Source organism: Microbacterium sp. ER1, from assembly GCF_023383675.1.
Lineage (GTDB): Bacteria > Actinomycetota > Actinomycetes > Actinomycetales > Microbacteriaceae > Microbacterium.
In genome coordinates, this window is record NZ_QCXO01000134.1 from 19,941 (window position 1) to 36,410 (window position 16,470).

The window sequence follows — 16,470 nt, forward strand, 5'->3', positions numbered from 1 at the left end:
TGCTCTTCGACGTTAGCAGCGCCGCGCGGCGACGCTGGCGGGAATGCGACGACGGGTGTCGCTTCCGCGCATCGCCGATGTCGGCGGCCGGTGCCAGGATCGGACGGTGCGACAGGACATCAGGGCATCGGAGCGGCTCGACCCGCAGGGCTCGCCCGCGCGATCGCGCGGCGCCCTGGTCCTGCTCGCGGCCGCGGTGACGGTGGTGCTCTGGGCCTCGGCCTTCATCGGGATCCGTGGCGCAGGGCCGCACTACGACGCCGGGGCCTTGGCGCTGCTGCGCATGGCCGTGGGCACCCTCGTGCTGACGATCATCGCGCTGCGGCACGGCATCCGGCTCCCGGAGCGCCGCCACTGGCTGCTGATCGCCGCGTGGGGTGTCGGATGGTTCTGCATCTACAACCTGGCCCTCAACAGTGCCGAACGGACCCTCGACGCCGGGACCGCCGCGATGGTCGTGAACCTGGCGCCGCTCATGGTCGTCGTCTTCAGCGGTCTCTTCCTCCGGGAGGGATTCCCCCGCCCCCTGGTGATCGGCGCCCCCATCGCCTTCCTCGGGGTGGTCCTCATCGGCATGAACTCCACCAGCAGCACCGGCCCCGACCTCACGGGCCTCCTGCTGGGCCTTCTCGCCGCGGTCATGTACGCGGGGTGCACCCTGCTGCAGAAACACCTGCTCACCTCGGGGGTCGACGCCACCACGCTGACCTGGCTCGGAGCGGCCGCCGGCACGATCGCCCTGCTTCCCTGGCTCGGCGCGTTGATCGCCGACGTGCAGACGGCGCCCCTCGACGCGACGCTGTGGGTGGTCTACCTCGGCATCTTCCCCACCGCCATCGCCTTCACCACCTGGGCGTACGTGCTGCAGCGCAGCACCGCGGGGAAGACCTCCGCGACGACCTACGTGGTCCCGGCCCTCGCCATCCTCCTGTCGTGGCTGATCCTCGGGGAGGTGCCCACCCCGCTCATGTTCGTGGGTGGCGCGCTGTGCCTGCTCGGCGTGCTCATCACGCGCATGCGCGGGCGGCGCTCGCGCTGAGCGCGCCGCCCGCGCGGGTCGAGGTCGGTCCGCGCGGATGCGATTACGCTGGTCGGCGGAGGGGCGCGCCGTGCGGGCCCGCGTGTGACCGAGGGAGACGAAGACCGATGACCGACGCCGACGCGCAGACCCCGCCGACGATCTCCGCACCCCCGCCGCCGCCCGCGTCCGCCGCGCCGATCTCCGCGCCGGCACCCGCCGCTGGCTCCGCGGCACCGACCGACGCCGAGATGGCGCGCGCCGGTGCCGTGCTGCAGACGATCTCCGACGCGTACTCCGCGAAGATGGTGGGCCAGGAACGCCTGCGCACCAGCCTGCTCGTCGCGCTCATCGCCGGCGGCCACATCCTCCTGGAGAGCGTGCCCGGCCTCGCCAAGACCACTGCCGCCAGCACGCTCGCGGACACCGTGAAGGCCAAGTTCAAGCGCATCCAGTGCACGCCCGACCTCCTGCCGAGCGACATCACGGGCAACCAGATCTACGACGCCGCGACGGGCAGCTTCCGGACGGTGCTCGGACCCGTGCACGCGAACTTCGTGCTGCTCGACGAGATCAACCGCTCCAGCGCCAAGACCCAGAGCGCCATGCTCGAGGCGATGCAGGAGCACCAGACCACCATCGGCGGCGAGATCCACCCGCTGCCGAAGCCGTTCCTCGTGATCGCGACGCAGAACCCCATCGAGCAGGAGGGCACCTACGAGCTGCCCGAGGCGCAGATGGACCGGTTCCTCCTCAAGGAGATCGTGGAGTACCCGAGCCCGGCGGAGGAGTTCGAGATCCTCAGCCGCATCGACTCGGGAGTGCTCGACCCCGACCGGCACGTGCACAGCGCCGTCACCCTGGACGACGTGCACCTGCTGCAGGACGTCGCGAGCCGCGTCTACGTCGACCCCGCTATCCGCAACTACATCGTGTCGATCGCGTATGTGACCCGGAATCCCGCGCCGTACATCGGGGAGGAGCGTGCCCGCTTCATCAAGTACGGCGCGAGCCCTCGGGCCAGCATCGCCTTCCTCCAGGCCTCCCGCGCCCTCGCCCTCCTCAGCGGCCGGACCCACGTCCTCCCCGAGGACATCCGCGCCCTGCGCCACCTCGTGCTGCGGCACCGCGTGCTGCTGACGTTCGAGGCCGACGCCGAGGGCATCCGCAGCGAGGAGATCATCGACCAGATCTTCGCCGCCGTGCCCACCCCCTGACCCGCCGACACGTCCAGGGATCCCGCGCCCGATGCCCAGTCTCATCACGCAGGTGAAGAGCAAGCTCTTCATCCACTCGAACCGCAAGTCGCTGCACGCGCTCGACGGCGCCTACGCGTCGTTGCTGCACGGGCGGAGCCTCGACTTCGAGGACCTGCGCAAGTACGAGTACGGCGACCAGGTGCGCGACATCGACTGGCGCGCGACCGCCCGCCTCGGCACACCGTTGGTCAAGCGGTCGCGGGCCACGCGCATGCACACGGTGATGTTCGTCGTCGACACGGGACGCTCGATGACCGCTCTCGCCGCGGACGAGCGCTCGAAGAAGGACCTGGCCATCCTGGCGACGGGAGCCCTCGGGGTGCTGACACTCCGGCACGGCGACGACTTCACGGTCGTCTACGGCGACGCCTCCCGCGTCCGCCGGCTGGCGCCGGGCCGCAGCGAGGGCGCCCTCGAACACGCGCTGCGGACGATCGACCGCGCGGTCGACGACGCGGCGGCCCCCAGCGATCGCGACGCCCTGCTGTCCTTCGTCACGCGGACGATCGCGCGGCGGATGATCGTCGTCGTGCTCACCGACGAGGCCCCGGTCACCACCGAGACCGAGCGCCTGCTGCGCCGCCTGCGCGTGCAGCACGACGTGCTCTGGCTCACCCTGCGCGACGCCGAACCGGTGCTCGACCATCGTTCCGCCCGGATGCGCGCCGACGTCGACAGCCTCTGGGAGGTCCCCGATTTCATCCAGGGCGACCGCACGATCGTGAACGAGCTCCGTGCGCAGCGGGCGGCCGACGCCGCCCGACTCGCCGACCTGCTCACGCGGATGGAGATCAGTCACGCCGCGCTCGACGGTCAGGACGACGCCGTTCCCCAGCTGCTGCACCTGTTGAACCGGAGGTCCGATGCCCGGTTCTGACGAGCTCTACCCGCCCGCGCAGTACGGGTGGGGATGGATGCTGCTCGCCCTTGGCATCCTGGCCCTGCTGATCGTCGGCACGTGGCTGCTGTTCCGGCTCACGCGCCCCCGCACCGCCGCCTCCGCAGCGGCCTCGGGTGCCGGTCAGCCGTCCACGCTCGACGTGCTGTCTGCTCTGCGCTCGGAGTACCTCGACCGCATCGACCGCGTCGAGCACGACTACCGGGACCGCCATCTCTCCGCGCGGCAGGCGAACCTGGAGCTGAGCCGCGTCGTGCGCACGTTCGTCAACGAGTACAGCGGTCTGGAAGCACCGGTGCTCACCCTCGACGACCTCGTCTCCCGCGGCGTGCACCCGGCGCTCATCGACGCGATGGGCCGCCACTACTATCCGAGCATCTTCCGGCAGGGACCCGCCATCGATCCGGCCGCCGGCGCCGAAGCCGCCAGGACGGTGGTGCGCGCGTGGCACTAGCGAACGTCTGGATGCCGGTCCTCGCCGCGGCGGTCGTCGTCGCCGCGGTGGCGATCGGTCTCGCGGTCGGCCTGCGCCGCCACCGCGACCGGCGGGCGGCGGACACCGCTCGCGTGGCCAGGGCGGAGCGGCTGCGGGCCCTGCCGTCCTTCCGCCAGGCGCTGTCCCGTCGCGCCGCCGCCCTGACGGGTCTACTCGCCCTCGGTGCGGGGGCCGCGCTGGTCGCCGGCGTCGTGGCCGCGCGTCCGATGTCCGCCCAGTCGATCCAACCCGTCGACACGAGCCGCGACATCATGCTCTGCCTGGACGTGTCGGGGTCGATGTCGGAGGTCGACGTCGAGGTGCTCTCCGTGTTCGACGAGCTGCTCGACGGCTTCGAGGGCGAGCGCATCGGCCTGACGATCTTCAACAGCTCTCCCGTGCAGATCTTCCCCCTCACCGACGACTACGACTTCATCCGCGAGCACCTCGCGAGCATGATGTCGAGCTTCGACTACGTGGACGAGATCCCGGAGCACTGGCTGGGCACGCTCAACGGCGACGGCGCCTCCCTCATCGGCGACGGACTCGCGGCCTGCACCATGGGCTTCGATCACCCGGACGACGACCGGTCCCGGTCGGTGATCTTCGCGACGGACAACGAGATCAACGGTGCCTCGATCGTGACGCTCGACGAGGCCGCGGCGTATGCGGCCTCCAAGGACGTGCGGGTGTTCGCGATCAACCCGGTCGAGGGCAAGGACGCCGACGTCAGCGCCGAGCTGGCCGCCGCCGCCGAGGCCACGGGAGGCGCCGCCTACGGGCTCCGCGACACGACCACCGTCGGGGACATCATCGACGAGGTCCAGAAGCAGGAGGCCACGGCGCTGCGCGGCGAGGCGCAGGTGGTCTGGACGGACACCCCGAACCTGTGGATCGCCGTCCTGTCGGTCCTCGCGCTCGGCTTCGTCGTGCTGGTGTGGAGGGTGCGCCTGTGATCTTCCAGCCCGTGCTCCCCGTGTTCCTCATCCTGCTGCTGTGCGCCGGCGTCGCCGGCGTGGCGGTCTGGATGCTCGTGCGTGCTCCGCGGGCCGGGGGTGAGGTCGTGACCGACCGACGCGCTCTCGCCGTGCATCGGTCCCTCTGGGCGCTGCGCCTCGTGATGGTGCTCGCCTGCGCCGTGATGCTGCTGCGGCCGGGGCTCCCCGGAGGCTCCACGCAGACCCTGGCGACCGACACCGACATCGTGCTCGTCGTCGACACCACCGCGAGCATCGTGGCCGAGGACTGGGACGACGACTCCCCCCGGCTCGACGGTGTGCGCGCCGACGTGCGCGCGCTCGTGGAGGAGTACCCCGGCGCCCGCTTCGCCCTCCTCACCTCGGATGCAGCAGCCCAGCTGAGGATCCCGCTGACCACCGACACCACCGCCCTGCTCGGCTCACTCGACGTGCTGCGCCCCGAGGTCACGAGCCAGTCGCGCGGCAGCTCGATCGGCGTGGCCGCTCCGCTGCTGAGCGAGACCCTCGCCGCCGCGGCGGAGTCGTCGCCGGACCGTTCGCGCATGGTCTTCTACTTCGGCGATGGCGAGCAGACCACGGGGTCCGACCCGGAGTCCTTCGCCGACAGCGCGCGGTACACCGACGCCGGAGCCGTCTTCGGATACGGGACGGCGGAGGGCGGGCCCATGCGCGTGACGACGGGGGGACTCGATCAGAGCGAATCCGAGTACATCCAGTACCAGGGTGCGGACGCGCTGTCCGTCATCGACGAGGGCAACCTCGAGACGATCGCCGGGCAGCTCGGCGTCGAGTACGAGCACCGGGAGGCGGATGTCGCCCCGGCCCTCCCCGCCGCACCGTCGAGCACCACCGCCTACGCCGACGCCGGCGAGGTGGGGAACGTGATCGAGCTGTACTGGGTCGCCGCGCTGGTCGTCCTCGCCGCGCTCGGCGTGGAGCTCACGCGCGCGACGATCCTGGTCGCCCGGCTCCGCGGGCTGCGCGCTCCCCGCTCGGCACGGCCCGCTCCACTCGACACTCCCTGACAGGCCCCGAGACCCCGGGCATCCGTGCGGGTACGGCGTGTACTCCGCGTCCGGCGATGGTATTGTGTTACCCGCCGGAGGCTTTTGTGCCTTCGGTGGGGGTTCGTCGGGACGAACCGCCGCGGTCCGAGCATCTCTGGGGGAGCTCTCGCGGTCGATCGTCCGACGATGTCGTGCCGACGTGGGGTCGGCCATCGAATGACTGGGGAACACACATGGGGAACAGTGCTGTCTGGAAGCGCGCACGCACGGGCGTGGCCGGGGCGATCGTGGGGGTGATGGTCACCGCGGGACTGGTCGCCCTCGGCGGCGGTGCCGCCGCGGCGGCCGACGATCCGGGCGGACTGCCTCCGCTGCTGCAGCGGGACGAGAACGTCGTCACCTCCGATCCGATCCCGACCGTGCAGATCGACAACGGGTACGTCTGGGCCCAGACGACGATCGGCTCGACCGTGTACGCGGTCGGCAAGTTCGACAACGCCCGCGAGCCGAAGGCCCCTCCCGGGACCGCACTGACGGCGCGCTCGAACGTCCTCGCCTACGACATCGACACGGGCGCGCTCCTGCCGTTCGCTCCGCAGGTCAACGGCGTGATCAAGGCCGTCGCCGCCTCGCCCGACGGCACCCGCATCTACATCGGCGGCTCGTTCAACAAGGTCAACGGCAAGGACCGCTGGAACATCGCCGCGATCGATGCGAAGACCGGCGAGCTCGTCCCGGGCTTCGTGCCTTCCATCGGCGGATCCGGCGTCTACGCGCTGGCGACGTCGGGCACGACGGTCTACGCGGGCGGCCTGTTCACCCAGGCCAACGGCGCGCCGCGGAAGAACCTGGCCGCCTTCGACACCACCAACGGCGCCCTCCGTCCGTGGGCCCCGCAGACCGACCTCCAGGTCGATGCCATGGTCATGGACCCTGCGGGTGCGGACACCATCGTGGGCGGACGCTTCTCCCAGGTCAACGGCAACACCGAGATGCGCGGCAGCGCCTCTGTCGACAAGACCACGGGCGCCCTGAACACCGAGTGGGAGCTCGCGAAGACGGTCAAGAACGGCGCGGGATCCGGCATCTACGCCGGCAAGGCCGGGACGTTCGGTCTCGCCACCGACGCGACCGGCGTGTACGGCACAGGCTGGGGCTTCGCCAACGCGGCGACGGGCAGCCTCGAGGGCACCTTCGCCGCCGAGGCCGGCACCGGTAAGGTGCGCTGGATCGCGGATTGCCTCGGCGACCATTACGGCGTCTACTCCACGGGAAAGGTCGTCTACACGACCAGTCACACGCATTCATGCGAAACTCTGGGACTCCACCCGGAGCAGGCTCCGCGCGTACACCGCTATTCCGAGGCATACACGGCGGATGCTCGCGGAACGCTGGCACCCGCGCCGACCGCGCCCAGTCGCAAGGACTGGGGCGGCACGCCCGCCCCGTCGCCGTACGCCTGGTCACCCGATTGGGCGGTCGGGACCACCACAGGACTCGGTCAGGCCGGGTTGTCGATCACCGGCACCGGCAACATGATCTCCATCGGCGGCGAGTTCCGCTCCGTCAACAACGGACAGTTCGAAGGACTCGTCCGCTTCTCGACCACGCCTCCAGAGGGCCCGAAGGACGGACCGCGCCTCTCCGGCGACAAGTGGGTGCCGACCGCGACTTCGCTCACCCCCGGGCGCGTGAAGGTCACCATTCCCGCCAACTGGGACCGTGACGATCTCACGCTCACATACGAGTTGCGCCGCGCCGACTCGACCACCCCGTTGTTCACCACCAAGGTGGACTCCACGTGGTGGAACCTGCCCGCAGTCAGCTTCGAGGACACGACGGCTCCGGTCGGCGCACAGCAGCAGTACACCTTCACCGCCACGGACAGCAACGGCCACACGGTTTCGAGCAAGACGACGACCGCCACGGCGGCCGCGTCCACACCTGCGTACTCCAACGCCGTGCTCGCTGACGGCCCCCAGTTGTACTACCCGTTGGGAACCGTCGCGCAGGATGTGGCAGGTACGAACAGCCCGCTCATCCGCTCAGGAGCGACGCCTCGGTCATCAGGCGTGCCGAAGGGCGTGGCCGGGGCGACAGCCCTCGACGGGACGGAGACCGGACGAGTCGACACGACCACGAAGGCCGCGGCGCCAGCATCGTTCTCGGCCGAGATGTGGTTCCAGACCTCGACGACCGCGGGCGGCGTGTTGTTCGACTTCGAGAGCTCGGCCGCTGGCTTCTTCTCGAAGAACTACGACCGAACCGTCTACATGTCAGACAATGGCCGCCTGAACTTCGGGGTATACAACGACGGCACCAAAGTGCTCACGACCGCGACGGCATACAACGACAACCGCTGGCATCATGTCGTCGCGTCGGTGAGCCCCGAGGGAATGAAGCTCTTCATCGACGGAAAGCTCGACGGCCAGCTCCCTACCGTCACCAAAGCACAGGACTTCAACGGGTACTGGAAGATTGGCGGTGGCAGGCTGAAGGGTTGGGCGAATGAGCCGACCAAGACGCTTGCCGCCCCTGCCAACCTTGCCGGCGATGCCCACCTGGTCGGCAATGTCGATGAGTTCGCGGTCTACCCGTATGGCCTGACCGCGGGACAGGTCAAGACCCACTACAGCGTCGGGAATGGCTCCACAGCCCCCGTCGCCGCTTATACGGCCACGGCAAGCGGCCTCACCGCGACCTTCGACGCGAGCACCTCCGTGCCGCCGGGGACCACCACGATCTCGGACTATCGCTGGGACTTCGGCGACGGTACGACCGGCACGGGCAAGACGCCGTCGCACGCCTACGCGAAGCCCGGCACGTACGCGGTCACGCTCACGATCACCGACAGCCAGAGCCTCATGGGATCGGTCACGAAACCGGTCGTCGTCCAGGGCGCCAACGCGCTGCCCACGGCCTCGTTCACGCTCTCGGCCTCGGGGCTGACGGTGTCGACCGACGCGTCGGCATCGACGGACGCCGACGGCAGCGTCCGCAGCTACCGCTGGGACTGGGGCGACGGCACGACCGGCGAAGGCGCGTCGGCGACGCACACCTACGCGACCGCCGGCACGCGGACGGTCACCCTCACCGTGACGGACGACGTCGGGGGCTCGGCGACGACCACCCGGGAAGCCGTGGTGGCGGAGCCCGCGCCGCTCGCGAGCGACGAGTTCGAGCGCACGGCGGGTCCCGGCTGGGGCGAAGCCCTCGCCGGCGGCGCCTGGAAGATCACCGGCGGATCCGCCGCCGCGGCCAGCGTCGCCGACGGCTCGGGGCAGCTGAAGCTGGCCGCGGGAGACACCCGCCACGCGACGCTGAACGCCCCGTCGGTGCCGAACCCGGCGCTGGAGACGACCTTCCGCGTGGATCAGCCGTCGAGCACGGGAGGCTCCTACATCGGGGTCATCGCCCGGGACTCGTCCGCCGGTCGGTATCTCGTGCGCGCCTGGCTCCGCTCCGACGGCACGGTCTGGCTCGTGGCGCACCGCGACGGCACCGTCCTCGCGACCCGGGCACTGAACGGCGTCACGGTCACCCCGGGCACCACCTACACGCTCAAGGCGGCCGTGACGGGGGCGGACAAGGCCTCCCTCGTCGCGAAGCTCTGGGCGACCGATGCCGCGGAGCCCGCCGACTGGCAGCTGCGGGCGACCGACGCCGCCCCGCTTCCGGCGGGTGGCGTGGGTCTCAGCGGCAGCCGCTCTGCGAGCGCCACCGCACCGCTCGGCGTGTCCTTCGACACGTTCCGCGTCAGGGCGGCGGAGTAACCGGACCGCTCACGCACGGACGCCGGCCTCGATCGCCTCGGGGCCGGCGTCCGTCGTCTGGAGCCTCCCGTCCACTGGCCGCGGATAGGATGTTCAGACGCCGACGACAGGGGAGGAGGTGCGTCGTGATGCCTGCCCGGGACGAGGCCGCCACAGACCTCCTCCGCTCGAACCGCCGTCGCCGGCTCATCCGCCGCTGGGTCGCGATCGGGACGATCCCGCTCACCCTCGCCGCGCTGCTCTTCGTCGGCAAGCTGCTCAGCATGTACGCGTTCGCCCATCAGGCCATCACCGCCTACGTCGTCGACGACTTCGCGGGTTCCGAGTCCTCGGCGCGAGGACAGGACGTCCTGAACTGGTTCGAGCCGTTCAAGGCGCCGTACAACATCGGCACCGCACTGGCCGGGGCCGATGAACTCCCCGCCTCCCGCGCAGAACTGGAGCGTGCCCTGGATCTCGCCACCGGGCTCGAGGTCTGCCCGGTCCGGATCAACCTCGCCCTCGTGGTCGAGCGGATGGGCGACGCCGCCAGGGCCGAGGGCGACGGTGCCGGGGCGACCGCCCTCTACGGCGAGGCGCTGACGATCACGGTCGAGACCCCGGAGGAGTGCCACAGCGAGGAGGCGCAGCAGCAGTCTCCCGATCCCGAGCGCGACATGACGGACACTCTCGACAGCACCGAGGACCGCCTCAAGCAGAAGCAGCAGGAACAGGAGCAGCAACAGCAGCCGCAGGAGCCGCAGGACGAGCAGGAGGAGCCGCAGCCGTCGGAGGACAAGCTGCAGGATCTCCAGGACAAGCTCGAGCAGGGGACGCAGGAACGCGATCAGCAGCAGGGCGATGAGCCCGGCGGCACCGGGGCGGACAAGCCATGGTGAGCGATCACGAGCGACAGCGCGCCCGGTATGTGGGCGGCACCGAGGGCGCCCCGCCGGTCCCGCCGCCCGGGGGCTATCGCGGCGCCCGGCGGCAGCAGCAGGTAGGTCCCACGCCGCCCGCCCTCTCCCCGCTGCCGCCCGAGGAGAAGACGCCCTCGGCGAACGCCCTGGGCTGGATCGCGCTGGTCGCCGCGATCCTCTTCGTCCTGATCCTGTTCGGCACGCTCGTGGTCGGCGGCACCGACCTGCTGTACGGCGTGACGATGATCACGCTGCAGCTCGTGGTGCTCGCCGTCATCGTGGCCGCGCTCTTCACCCCGGGAGGACGGCGGCTCGGGATCATCGCGCTCGTCCTCACCATCCTGTTCAACGTCGCGACCGTCGGGGCGCTCAGCGCACTGCGCACCTCGGCGTCCGGCAACTACGAAGGCGTGAAGACCGCGGAGCAGCGGCATGCGGAGGCCTACCCCGGGATCAAGGGCACGGCCCCGCAGGAAGCGCTCACCCAGCAGTCCATGGAGGAGGTGCGCGCCGAGGCCGAGGCTCTCTTCGCCGACATCCGCGAGCGGCTCAGCGCCGACTTCGGGTTCACCTGGGTCCAGGTCGGCGAGGAGGACGTGCGACCGGAGCGGAACGGGTACGGGGGTGAGTCGATGCTGTCGGAGTACACCTCGGCGGCCTGGGCGACCGAGCAGCCCGTGCAGGGCTACGCGCGCAAGCTCGAGGTGATGGCTGCGATCGACGAGGTGGTGGCGGCGCACGGCCTGTGGAACCTGTACTCCTTCAACGACCCGGCGAACTCCGGGATCGACCCGTCCATGATCGCCAAGCTCTACGGCAGTGACGACCCGCGCACGCAGACGACGTGGGAGTACTACACGGAGAACTACCCCGACCCGCTGCGCTTCTACGCGAACATCTATGACCTGTCGAACGATGCCGACGGCGGCTTCCGCACCTCGCGAGAGGCGCAGAGGGCGCGCACCGGCGAGCCGGTCGAGGGGCTCCAGCTCGTGGTCATCGCCGGCAAGGTGCTGAGCGAGGCCGACCGCGCGGAGTTCGAGGAGCGGCTGCAGGACTATCCCGGCTTCGAGTGACCACCCGCCCGGTGCGAGGATGACGGGATGAGGCAGGGAGCGGTCGGCGCGGTGCGGCTCGTCGAGCACGGCGGACGCCGGCTGGTCGAGAAGCGCCTCGCCGATCCGGCACGGCACGACAACGAGCTGCGGGCCCTCCGCGGACTCGTCGGCTCCGCGCTCCCGGTGCCCGAGGTGGTCGAGGAGCGGCCGGGGGCGATCCTCATGACGGCGCTCCCCGGCACCCGCCTCGACGACGCCGCCGCCGACGCCCGGATCCTGGGCCTCGGTTCGTCGGCACCGCTGCTCCGCGCCCTGCATCGGCTCGACCCGCCGGACGACCTCCTTCCGGCGCCCGACGACGCCATGATCATCGAGCGGTATCGCGCCGCCGGTGCGCCTCGTCTCCGACTGCGCGTCCCGCCGTCGTCCGGGGCCGTCTTCTGCCACGGCGACTGGACCGACGGCAACCTGCTCGCGCAGCACGGCCGCATCTCCGGGATCGTCGACTGGGAGGCGTCCCACCGTGGCGATCCGCTGCGGGAGCTGGCGCGAGCCGCGTGGGGAGCCGCCCGGAAGGATCCGCGGTCGGAGCGGGCGCTCATCGACGGCTACGGCGCCGATCCCGCCCGGGTCCGCGCGTGGTACCCGGTGCACGCCGCGGAGCTGTGGCTGTGGTTCGCGGAGGCCGGCCCTCCCGCTTACCTCGCTTCGCTCACCGCCGACCTGGAGCGGTGGTCGGACTGACGCTCACCGGGTGATTCCGGTCGGACGCCCTCGATGATCCGACGCGCCGTGGCTACACTGGCGGCACAGGGGGAGGGAGCGTCCGCATGATCCACGAACTCGACGAGCAGCAGTCCTACGAGTTGCTGGCGACCACCACGGTGGGCCGCATCGGATTCGTCGACGAGGGCCTGGTGCAGATCCATCCGGTGAACTTCGTCGTCTCGGGGCACGAGCTGCTCCTGCGCACATCTCCGGACGGCCACCTGGCGACCCTCTCCCGCGAGTCGGCCGAGGTGTCGTTCGAGGTCGACTACCACGATCCGATCGGCGGCCTGGGCTGGAGCGTGCTGATGCACGGTGTCCTGTCGCAGGTACCCGAGGAGGATGCGGCCGGAGCGGCGGCGCGCGTGCATCCGTGGGCCGGAGACGACCGCGACCTCCCGCTGTCGTTCCGCATCGAGCGCATCACCGGGCGCAGCGTCCGCCGCGACGCCCGCACGGGCGGCGTCTGAGCCGCCGAGCGCGCGTTCCGCTCAGGACGCGAAGGCGAGACCGGCGGCGAGCGCGAATCCGAGGACGGTCGCCAGCCCCGTGGACTCCTTCGCCTTCGACTGCGCCTCCGGGACCATCGAGTCCACCAGCATGACGAGCAGGGCGCCCGCGGCGAAACCGCTCGCCCCCGAACGGAAGACCTCGCCGGTCACGCTGGCCAGCGCGAAGCCGGCGACCGTCGCCAGCGCGCAGACCACGGCGACGCCGGCCCACAGCAGCAAAACTCTGGACCGTCGCATGCCGCCGTCGAGCAGATCGGCGGCGGAGCCGATGGACTCCGGGAGGTTCGAGACGAGGATGGCGACGACGAGCGCGATGCTCACCGGCTCCCCCGAGGCGAGACCGATGCCGAGGACGAGCTGCTCCGGGATCCCGTCGAGGAGGGCGCCCACCGCGAGCTGGCCTCCCCCGGCCTCGCCCTTCTTCCTCGCGGCCCTGGCGTCGAGGATGCGGGCGGCGATGTAGTAGCTGAGGGCTCCGAGGGCGACGCCGGTGACGAGCGGGATCGGACCACCCCGGTCGAGACCCTCCTCCCACAGCTCGAAGGCGATGGAGGCCATCAGCGCTCCGGCGCCGAAACCCAGCACGATGCCCAGCCACCGCGGCGGCCAGGTGCGCAGCATCGCGAGCACCGCGCCGACGAACAGCGGAGCCGCCGCGACGGCTCCCCACAGAATCGCTCCATCCATGTCCGACCTCCCGTGCGCCCACTCTCTCACTTCCCGCAGCCGACACTCGTGCCGCCCACCCGAATGGTATTCTCTCGGCATGAAGGCAACCATGGACAAGGCAGGACGAATCGTGATCCCTGCCGCACTCCGCGAGCGTGTCGGATTGGTTCCCGGGCCGGTGGACCTCGTCCTCGACGGCAACGGCATCCGGATCGAGATCGAGGCCCCCGACAACCTCGTCGAGAAAGACGGCCGCCTCGTCGTCCGCTCTTCCGGCACCACCCTCACACCTGATGACGTTCGCGAGCTCCGCCTTGCCGACCAGCGCTGACTTCGTCCTCGACACGAGTGCGGCGGTCGCTCTTCTCGTGGAAGACCACACGGCGCACGGCGCGGTGCAGACCTTCTGCGCCGGTGCGGCCCTCGGCCTCGCCGGACACGCCTCGGCAGAGACGTACTCCGTCCTGACCCGCCTGCCGCCCCCCAATCGACTGACCCCCTCGGCCGCGGCGCTCGCCATCCGCACCGCCTTTCCCCGTTCGGCGTCACTCGCGGGGCACACCGCGCTCACCGCCGTCGATGTCCTCGCCGATGCGGGGATCTCCGGCGGGGCGGTCTATGACGGCCTCGTCGGCCTCGCCGCACGGGATGCCGGCGTCCCGCTCGTCACGTGCGATCGCCGCGCGCTGGGCACCTATGCGGTGCTCGGCGTCATGACGCGGCTCGTCTGAGGCGAGACGGGACGACACGCCGCCGCCGATAGACTGGGAGCCATGTCCAAGGTCCTCCAGTCCCTGCCCGTCGGCGAGCGCGTCGGCATCGCCTTCTCCGGAGGACTCGACACCTCCGTCGCCGTCGCCTGGATGCGCGACAAGGGCGCCGTCCCCTTCACCTACACGGGTGACCTCGGACAGTACGACGAGGACGACATCGCCTCGATCCCCGGGCGCGCGCTGGAGTACGGCGCTGAGGCGTCGCGTCTCATCGACTGCAAGACGGCGCTCGTCGAGGAGGGCTTCGTCGCGCTCTCCTGCGGCGCCTTCCACATCCGCTCCGGCGGCAAGACCTACTTCAACACCACGCCGCTCGGCCGCGCGGTCACCGGCACCCTGCTCGTGCGTGCGATGCGCGAGGACGGCGTCGACATCTGGGGCGACGGCTCGACCTACAAGGGCAACGACATCGAGCGGTTCTACCGCTACGGCCTGCTCGCCAACCCCCGCCTGCGCATCTACAAGCCCTGGCTCGACGCGGACTTCGTCACGGAGCTCGGCGGTCGCCAGGAGATGAGCGAATGGCTGGTCGCGCACGGCTTCCCGTACCGCGACTCGGCCGAGAAGGCGTACTCGACGGATGCGAACATCTGGGGCGCGACCCACGAGGCGAAGACGCTCGAGCACCTCGACGTGTCGCTGGAGACCGTCGACCCGATCATGGGCGTGAAGTTCTGGGACCCGTCCGTCGCCATCGAGACCGAGGACGTCTCGGTGACGTTCGAGGGCGGCCGTCCGGTCGCGATCAACGGCGTCGAGTTCAGCGACCCGGTGGCCCTGGTGCAGGAGGCGAACGCGATCGGCGGGCGCCACGGCCTCGGCATGAGCGACCAGATCGAGAACCGCATCATCGAGGCGAAGTCGCGCGGCATCTACGAGGCTCCGGCCATGGCGCTGCTCTTCATCGCGTACGAGCGCCTCGTCAACGGCATCCTCAACGAGGACACCCTCGCCACCTACCACGAGCAGGGTCGCCGCCTCGGCCGCCTCATGTACGAGGGCCGCTGGCTCGAGCCGCAGTCGCTCATGCTCCGCGAGTCCATCCAGCGCTGGGTCGGCTCGACGATCTCGGGCACCGTGACGATCCGCCTGCGCCGCGGCGACGACTGGACGATCCTCGACACCGTCTCCCCGAACCTGTCGTACGGGCCGGAGAAGCTGTCGATGGAGCGCGTCGGCGACGCCGCGTTCGGCCCGGTGGACCGGATCGGCCAGCTCACGATGCGCAACCTCGACATCGCCGACTCCCGCGCCCGCCTGGAGCAGTACGCGGGCCTCGGCCTCGTCGGCGGCGCGACGGGCGAGCTCGTCGGACGCGTGACCGCAGGCGAGTCCGCGGAGATCACCGAATCGGTGCACGGCTCGATCTCGGAGGCCGACGAGAACCTCGCGGACGCGGTCGACACCGCCTCCGAGCGCGCGGCCTTCGACTCCGGCACCGACTGAGCGCACGGGGCGCCGCGGCTCACCGGGCGCCCCTCCCTGGGGCCGCGATCAGGACGCGGCGGCGAGCGGACGCGTCGGTGCCACCGCGCGGTCGACGATCCCCGGCAGCACGTCATCGAACAGCGTCATGAGGGCGGCGCGCATCGCCGCGGCGTCTCGTCCCGGGAGCACGACGGCGATCCGTGCGACCGCGGCGCGCACATCCGACCAGTCGAAGACACTTCCCGCGCGACGGGCGACGCACGCGAGAAGCGTGCCCAGGTTCCCGACCAGCTCGGCACGCTCCGTGTTGCCCTCGATCCGGGCGAAGGCCACGGCGAGAGCACGCAGGCCTCCGCCGAACGCGGCTCCGTCCCGCCACCGGACAGCCAGGGCCACATCGTCGACGAGCTCGTCCAGGTACGCGAGGTCGTCGGCGTGGAGCACGGTCATCGTGCGCCGGACGGAACCGATCCAGACGTCGCCGAACAAGGCCACCACGTCACGCGCCCGGTCGCCGTCGAGCGCGGTCACCCACCGCGTGCCATCGCGGCGCACCGCGACGAGCCCGACCGCGGCGAGGCGGTCGAGCGCGCGGAGCACCTCGGCCGCCCGGGCGTCGAGTGCGGCAGCGAGGTCGCGCTCGTCCAGCCGTGTCCCCGGCGCGAGCGCCCCCGAGACGATCGCGTCCGTCAGTCTGTCCTGCAGACCGCGGTGCCGATCCCCTGCCACCGATGTCGCACTCCCCGCGCGCACATCATCCTTCTTCTCGATCATGGCGTCCCCCCGCCGTTCCCTGGACCGATCCCGCCGGAGTCCCGGTCCGGACCGGTCTCTCCGCTGAGATGCGCCGAAGCGCGACGCGTAACATAACACAGCGCGGCCCGAAGGAACCTCCGCGTCCTTCCGCACGGCCGGAACGCTGCGAGGTTGCTGAGTTATCTTGCACAGCGCTG

The 16,470-nt window shown here is 70.9% G+C and carries 16 protein-coding genes; 14 read left to right on the forward strand and 2 right to left on the reverse strand.

Annotation, left to right across the window (positions count from 1 at the left end; genetic code table 11):
• Positions 1-106: 106 nt before the first annotated feature.
• The 11 genes from BV453_RS08695 to BV453_RS08745 all read left to right on the forward strand — a co-directional run bounded on the left by BV453_RS08695 (position 107) and on the right by BV453_RS08745 (position 12,605).
• Positions 107-1,039 carry a DMT family transporter gene (locus tag BV453_RS08695; RefSeq protein ID WP_249521381.1) on the forward strand — a complete coding sequence of 311 codons (933 nt, stop codon included), beginning with the start codon at positions 107-109 and terminating at the stop codon, positions 1,037-1,039.
• Positions 1,040-1,146: 107 nt separating this feature from the next.
• On the forward strand, positions 1,147-2,235 hold the full coding sequence (locus BV453_RS08700) for a MoxR family ATPase (protein ID WP_249521382.1): 1,089 nt from the start codon (positions 1,147-1,149) through the stop codon (positions 2,233-2,235).
• 31 nt (positions 2,236-2,266) lie between these two features.
• Positions 2,267-3,154: a DUF58 domain-containing protein gene (locus BV453_RS08705; protein WP_085604257.1), complete on the forward strand. Its 888-nt coding sequence runs from the start codon at positions 2,267-2,269 to the stop codon at positions 3,152-3,154.
• Positions 3,141-3,629, forward strand: coding sequence for a hypothetical protein (locus BV453_RS08710; RefSeq protein WP_085604255.1), 489 nt, complete (start codon positions 3,141-3,143; stop codon positions 3,627-3,629). Before BV453_RS08705 ends, BV453_RS08710 begins: the two co-directional genes overlap by 14 nt.
• A complete protein-coding gene (locus BV453_RS08715) occupies positions 3,620-4,606 on the forward strand; it encodes a VWA domain-containing protein (protein WP_249521383.1) in 987 nt (328 codons plus the stop codon). Before BV453_RS08710 ends, BV453_RS08715 begins: the two co-directional genes overlap by 10 nt.
• A complete protein-coding gene (locus BV453_RS08720; RefSeq protein WP_085604249.1) occupies positions 4,603-5,655 on the forward strand; it encodes a VWA domain-containing protein in 1,053 nt (350 codons plus the stop codon). The genes BV453_RS08715 and BV453_RS08720 overlap by 4 nt, the downstream gene beginning before the upstream one ends.
• Before the next feature lie 215 nt (positions 5,656-5,870).
• The gene (locus tag BV453_RS08725; RefSeq protein ID WP_249521384.1) at positions 5,871-9,410 is read left to right on the forward strand and encodes a PKD domain-containing protein; all 3,540 of its coding nucleotides are present in this window, start codon (positions 5,871-5,873) and stop codon (positions 9,408-9,410) included.
• Between the two features lie 128 nt (positions 9,411-9,538).
• On the forward strand, positions 9,539-10,288 hold the full coding sequence (locus tag BV453_RS08730; RefSeq protein WP_126894406.1) for a hypothetical protein: 750 nt from the start codon (positions 9,539-9,541) through the stop codon (positions 10,286-10,288).
• On the forward strand, positions 10,282-11,385 hold the full coding sequence (locus tag BV453_RS08735; RefSeq protein ID WP_249521385.1) for a DUF4064 domain-containing protein: 1,104 nt from the start codon (positions 10,282-10,284) through the stop codon (positions 11,383-11,385). Before BV453_RS08730 ends, BV453_RS08735 begins: the two co-directional genes overlap by 7 nt.
• A 27-nt stretch (positions 11,386-11,412) precedes the next feature.
• Positions 11,413-12,111, forward strand: coding sequence for a phosphotransferase family protein (locus BV453_RS08740; RefSeq protein WP_249521386.1), 699 nt, complete (start codon positions 11,413-11,415; stop codon positions 12,109-12,111).
• 86 nt (positions 12,112-12,197) lie between these two features.
• Positions 12,198-12,605 (forward strand): pyridoxamine 5'-phosphate oxidase family protein, encoded by a 408-nt coding sequence (locus tag BV453_RS08745; RefSeq protein ID WP_060922018.1) that lies wholly within the window; start codon positions 12,198-12,200, stop codon positions 12,603-12,605.
• Positions 12,606-12,626: 21 nt separating this feature from the next.
• Here the strand turns inward: BV453_RS08745 and BV453_RS08750 are convergent, their stop codons facing one another.
• Positions 12,627-13,334 carry a ZIP family metal transporter gene (locus BV453_RS08750; protein WP_249521387.1) on the reverse strand — a complete coding sequence of 236 codons (708 nt, stop codon included), beginning with the start codon at positions 13,332-13,334 and terminating at the stop codon, positions 12,627-12,629.
• Positions 13,335-13,413: 79 nt separating this feature from the next.
• On the opposite strand from BV453_RS08750, the gene BV453_RS08755 reads away from it, so the two are divergent.
• Genes BV453_RS08755 through argG form a run of 3 tightly spaced genes read left to right on the forward strand, consistent with a single transcriptional unit; the run spans position 13,414 to position 15,535 of the window.
• A complete protein-coding gene (locus tag BV453_RS08755; protein WP_249521388.1) occupies positions 13,414-13,647 on the forward strand; it encodes an AbrB/MazE/SpoVT family DNA-binding domain-containing protein in 234 nt (77 codons plus the stop codon).
• Positions 13,610-14,047 (forward strand): PIN domain-containing protein, encoded by a 438-nt coding sequence (locus BV453_RS08760; RefSeq protein WP_249521389.1) that lies wholly within the window; start codon positions 13,610-13,612, stop codon positions 14,045-14,047. Before BV453_RS08755 ends, BV453_RS08760 begins: the two co-directional genes overlap by 38 nt.
• A gap of 42 nt (positions 14,048-14,089) precedes the next feature.
• Complete coding sequence (gene argG, locus BV453_RS08765) at positions 14,090-15,535, forward strand: argininosuccinate synthase (RefSeq protein WP_025105204.1); 1,446 nt, start codon at positions 14,090-14,092, stop codon at positions 15,533-15,535.
• Between the two features lie 48 nt (positions 15,536-15,583).
• Here the strand turns inward: argG and BV453_RS08770 are convergent, their stop codons facing one another.
• Entirely contained in the window at positions 15,584-16,291 is a 708-nt protein-coding gene (locus tag BV453_RS08770; protein WP_249521390.1) for a GntR family transcriptional regulator, read from the reverse strand.
• Positions 16,292-16,470 lie beyond the last annotated feature (179 nt).

Bases quoted from the DNA above. Each gene is read 5' to 3' on its own strand.
- BV453_RS08700 (WP_249521382.1), top strand. From the start codon at position 1,147: ATGACCGACGCCGACGCGCAGACCCCGCCGACGATCTCCGCACCCCCG.
- BV453_RS08705 (WP_085604257.1), top strand. From the start codon at position 2,267: ATGCCCAGTCTCATCACGCAGGTGAAGAGCAAGCTCTTCATCCACTCG.
- BV453_RS08710 (WP_085604255.1), top strand. From the start codon at position 3,141: ATGCCCGGTTCTGACGAGCTCTACCCGCCCGCGCAGTACGGGTGGGGA.
- BV453_RS08725 (WP_249521384.1), top strand. From the start codon at position 5,871: ATGGGGAACAGTGCTGTCTGGAAGCGCGCACGCACGGGCGTGGCCGGG.
- BV453_RS08730 (WP_126894406.1), top strand. From the start codon at position 9,539: ATGCCTGCCCGGGACGAGGCCGCCACAGACCTCCTCCGCTCGAACCGC.
- BV453_RS08735 (WP_249521385.1), top strand. From the start codon at position 10,282: ATGGTGAGCGATCACGAGCGACAGCGCGCCCGGTATGTGGGCGGCACC.
- BV453_RS08740 (WP_249521386.1), top strand. From the start codon at position 11,413: ATGAGGCAGGGAGCGGTCGGCGCGGTGCGGCTCGTCGAGCACGGCGGA.
- BV453_RS08745 (WP_060922018.1), top strand. From the start codon at position 12,198: ATGATCCACGAACTCGACGAGCAGCAGTCCTACGAGTTGCTGGCGACC.
- BV453_RS08750 (WP_249521387.1), bottom strand. From the start codon at position 13,334: ATGGATGGAGCGATTCTGTGGGGAGCCGTCGCGGCGGCTCCGCTGTTC.
- BV453_RS08755 (WP_249521388.1), top strand. From the start codon at position 13,414: ATGAAGGCAACCATGGACAAGGCAGGACGAATCGTGATCCCTGCCGCA.
- BV453_RS08760 (WP_249521389.1), top strand. From the start codon at position 13,610: ATGACGTTCGCGAGCTCCGCCTTGCCGACCAGCGCTGACTTCGTCCTC.
- argG (WP_025105204.1), top strand. From the start codon at position 14,090: ATGTCCAAGGTCCTCCAGTCCCTGCCCGTCGGCGAGCGCGTCGGCATC.
- BV453_RS08770 (WP_249521390.1), bottom strand. From the start codon at position 16,291: ATGATCGAGAAGAAGGATGATGTGCGCGCGGGGAGTGCGACATCGGTG.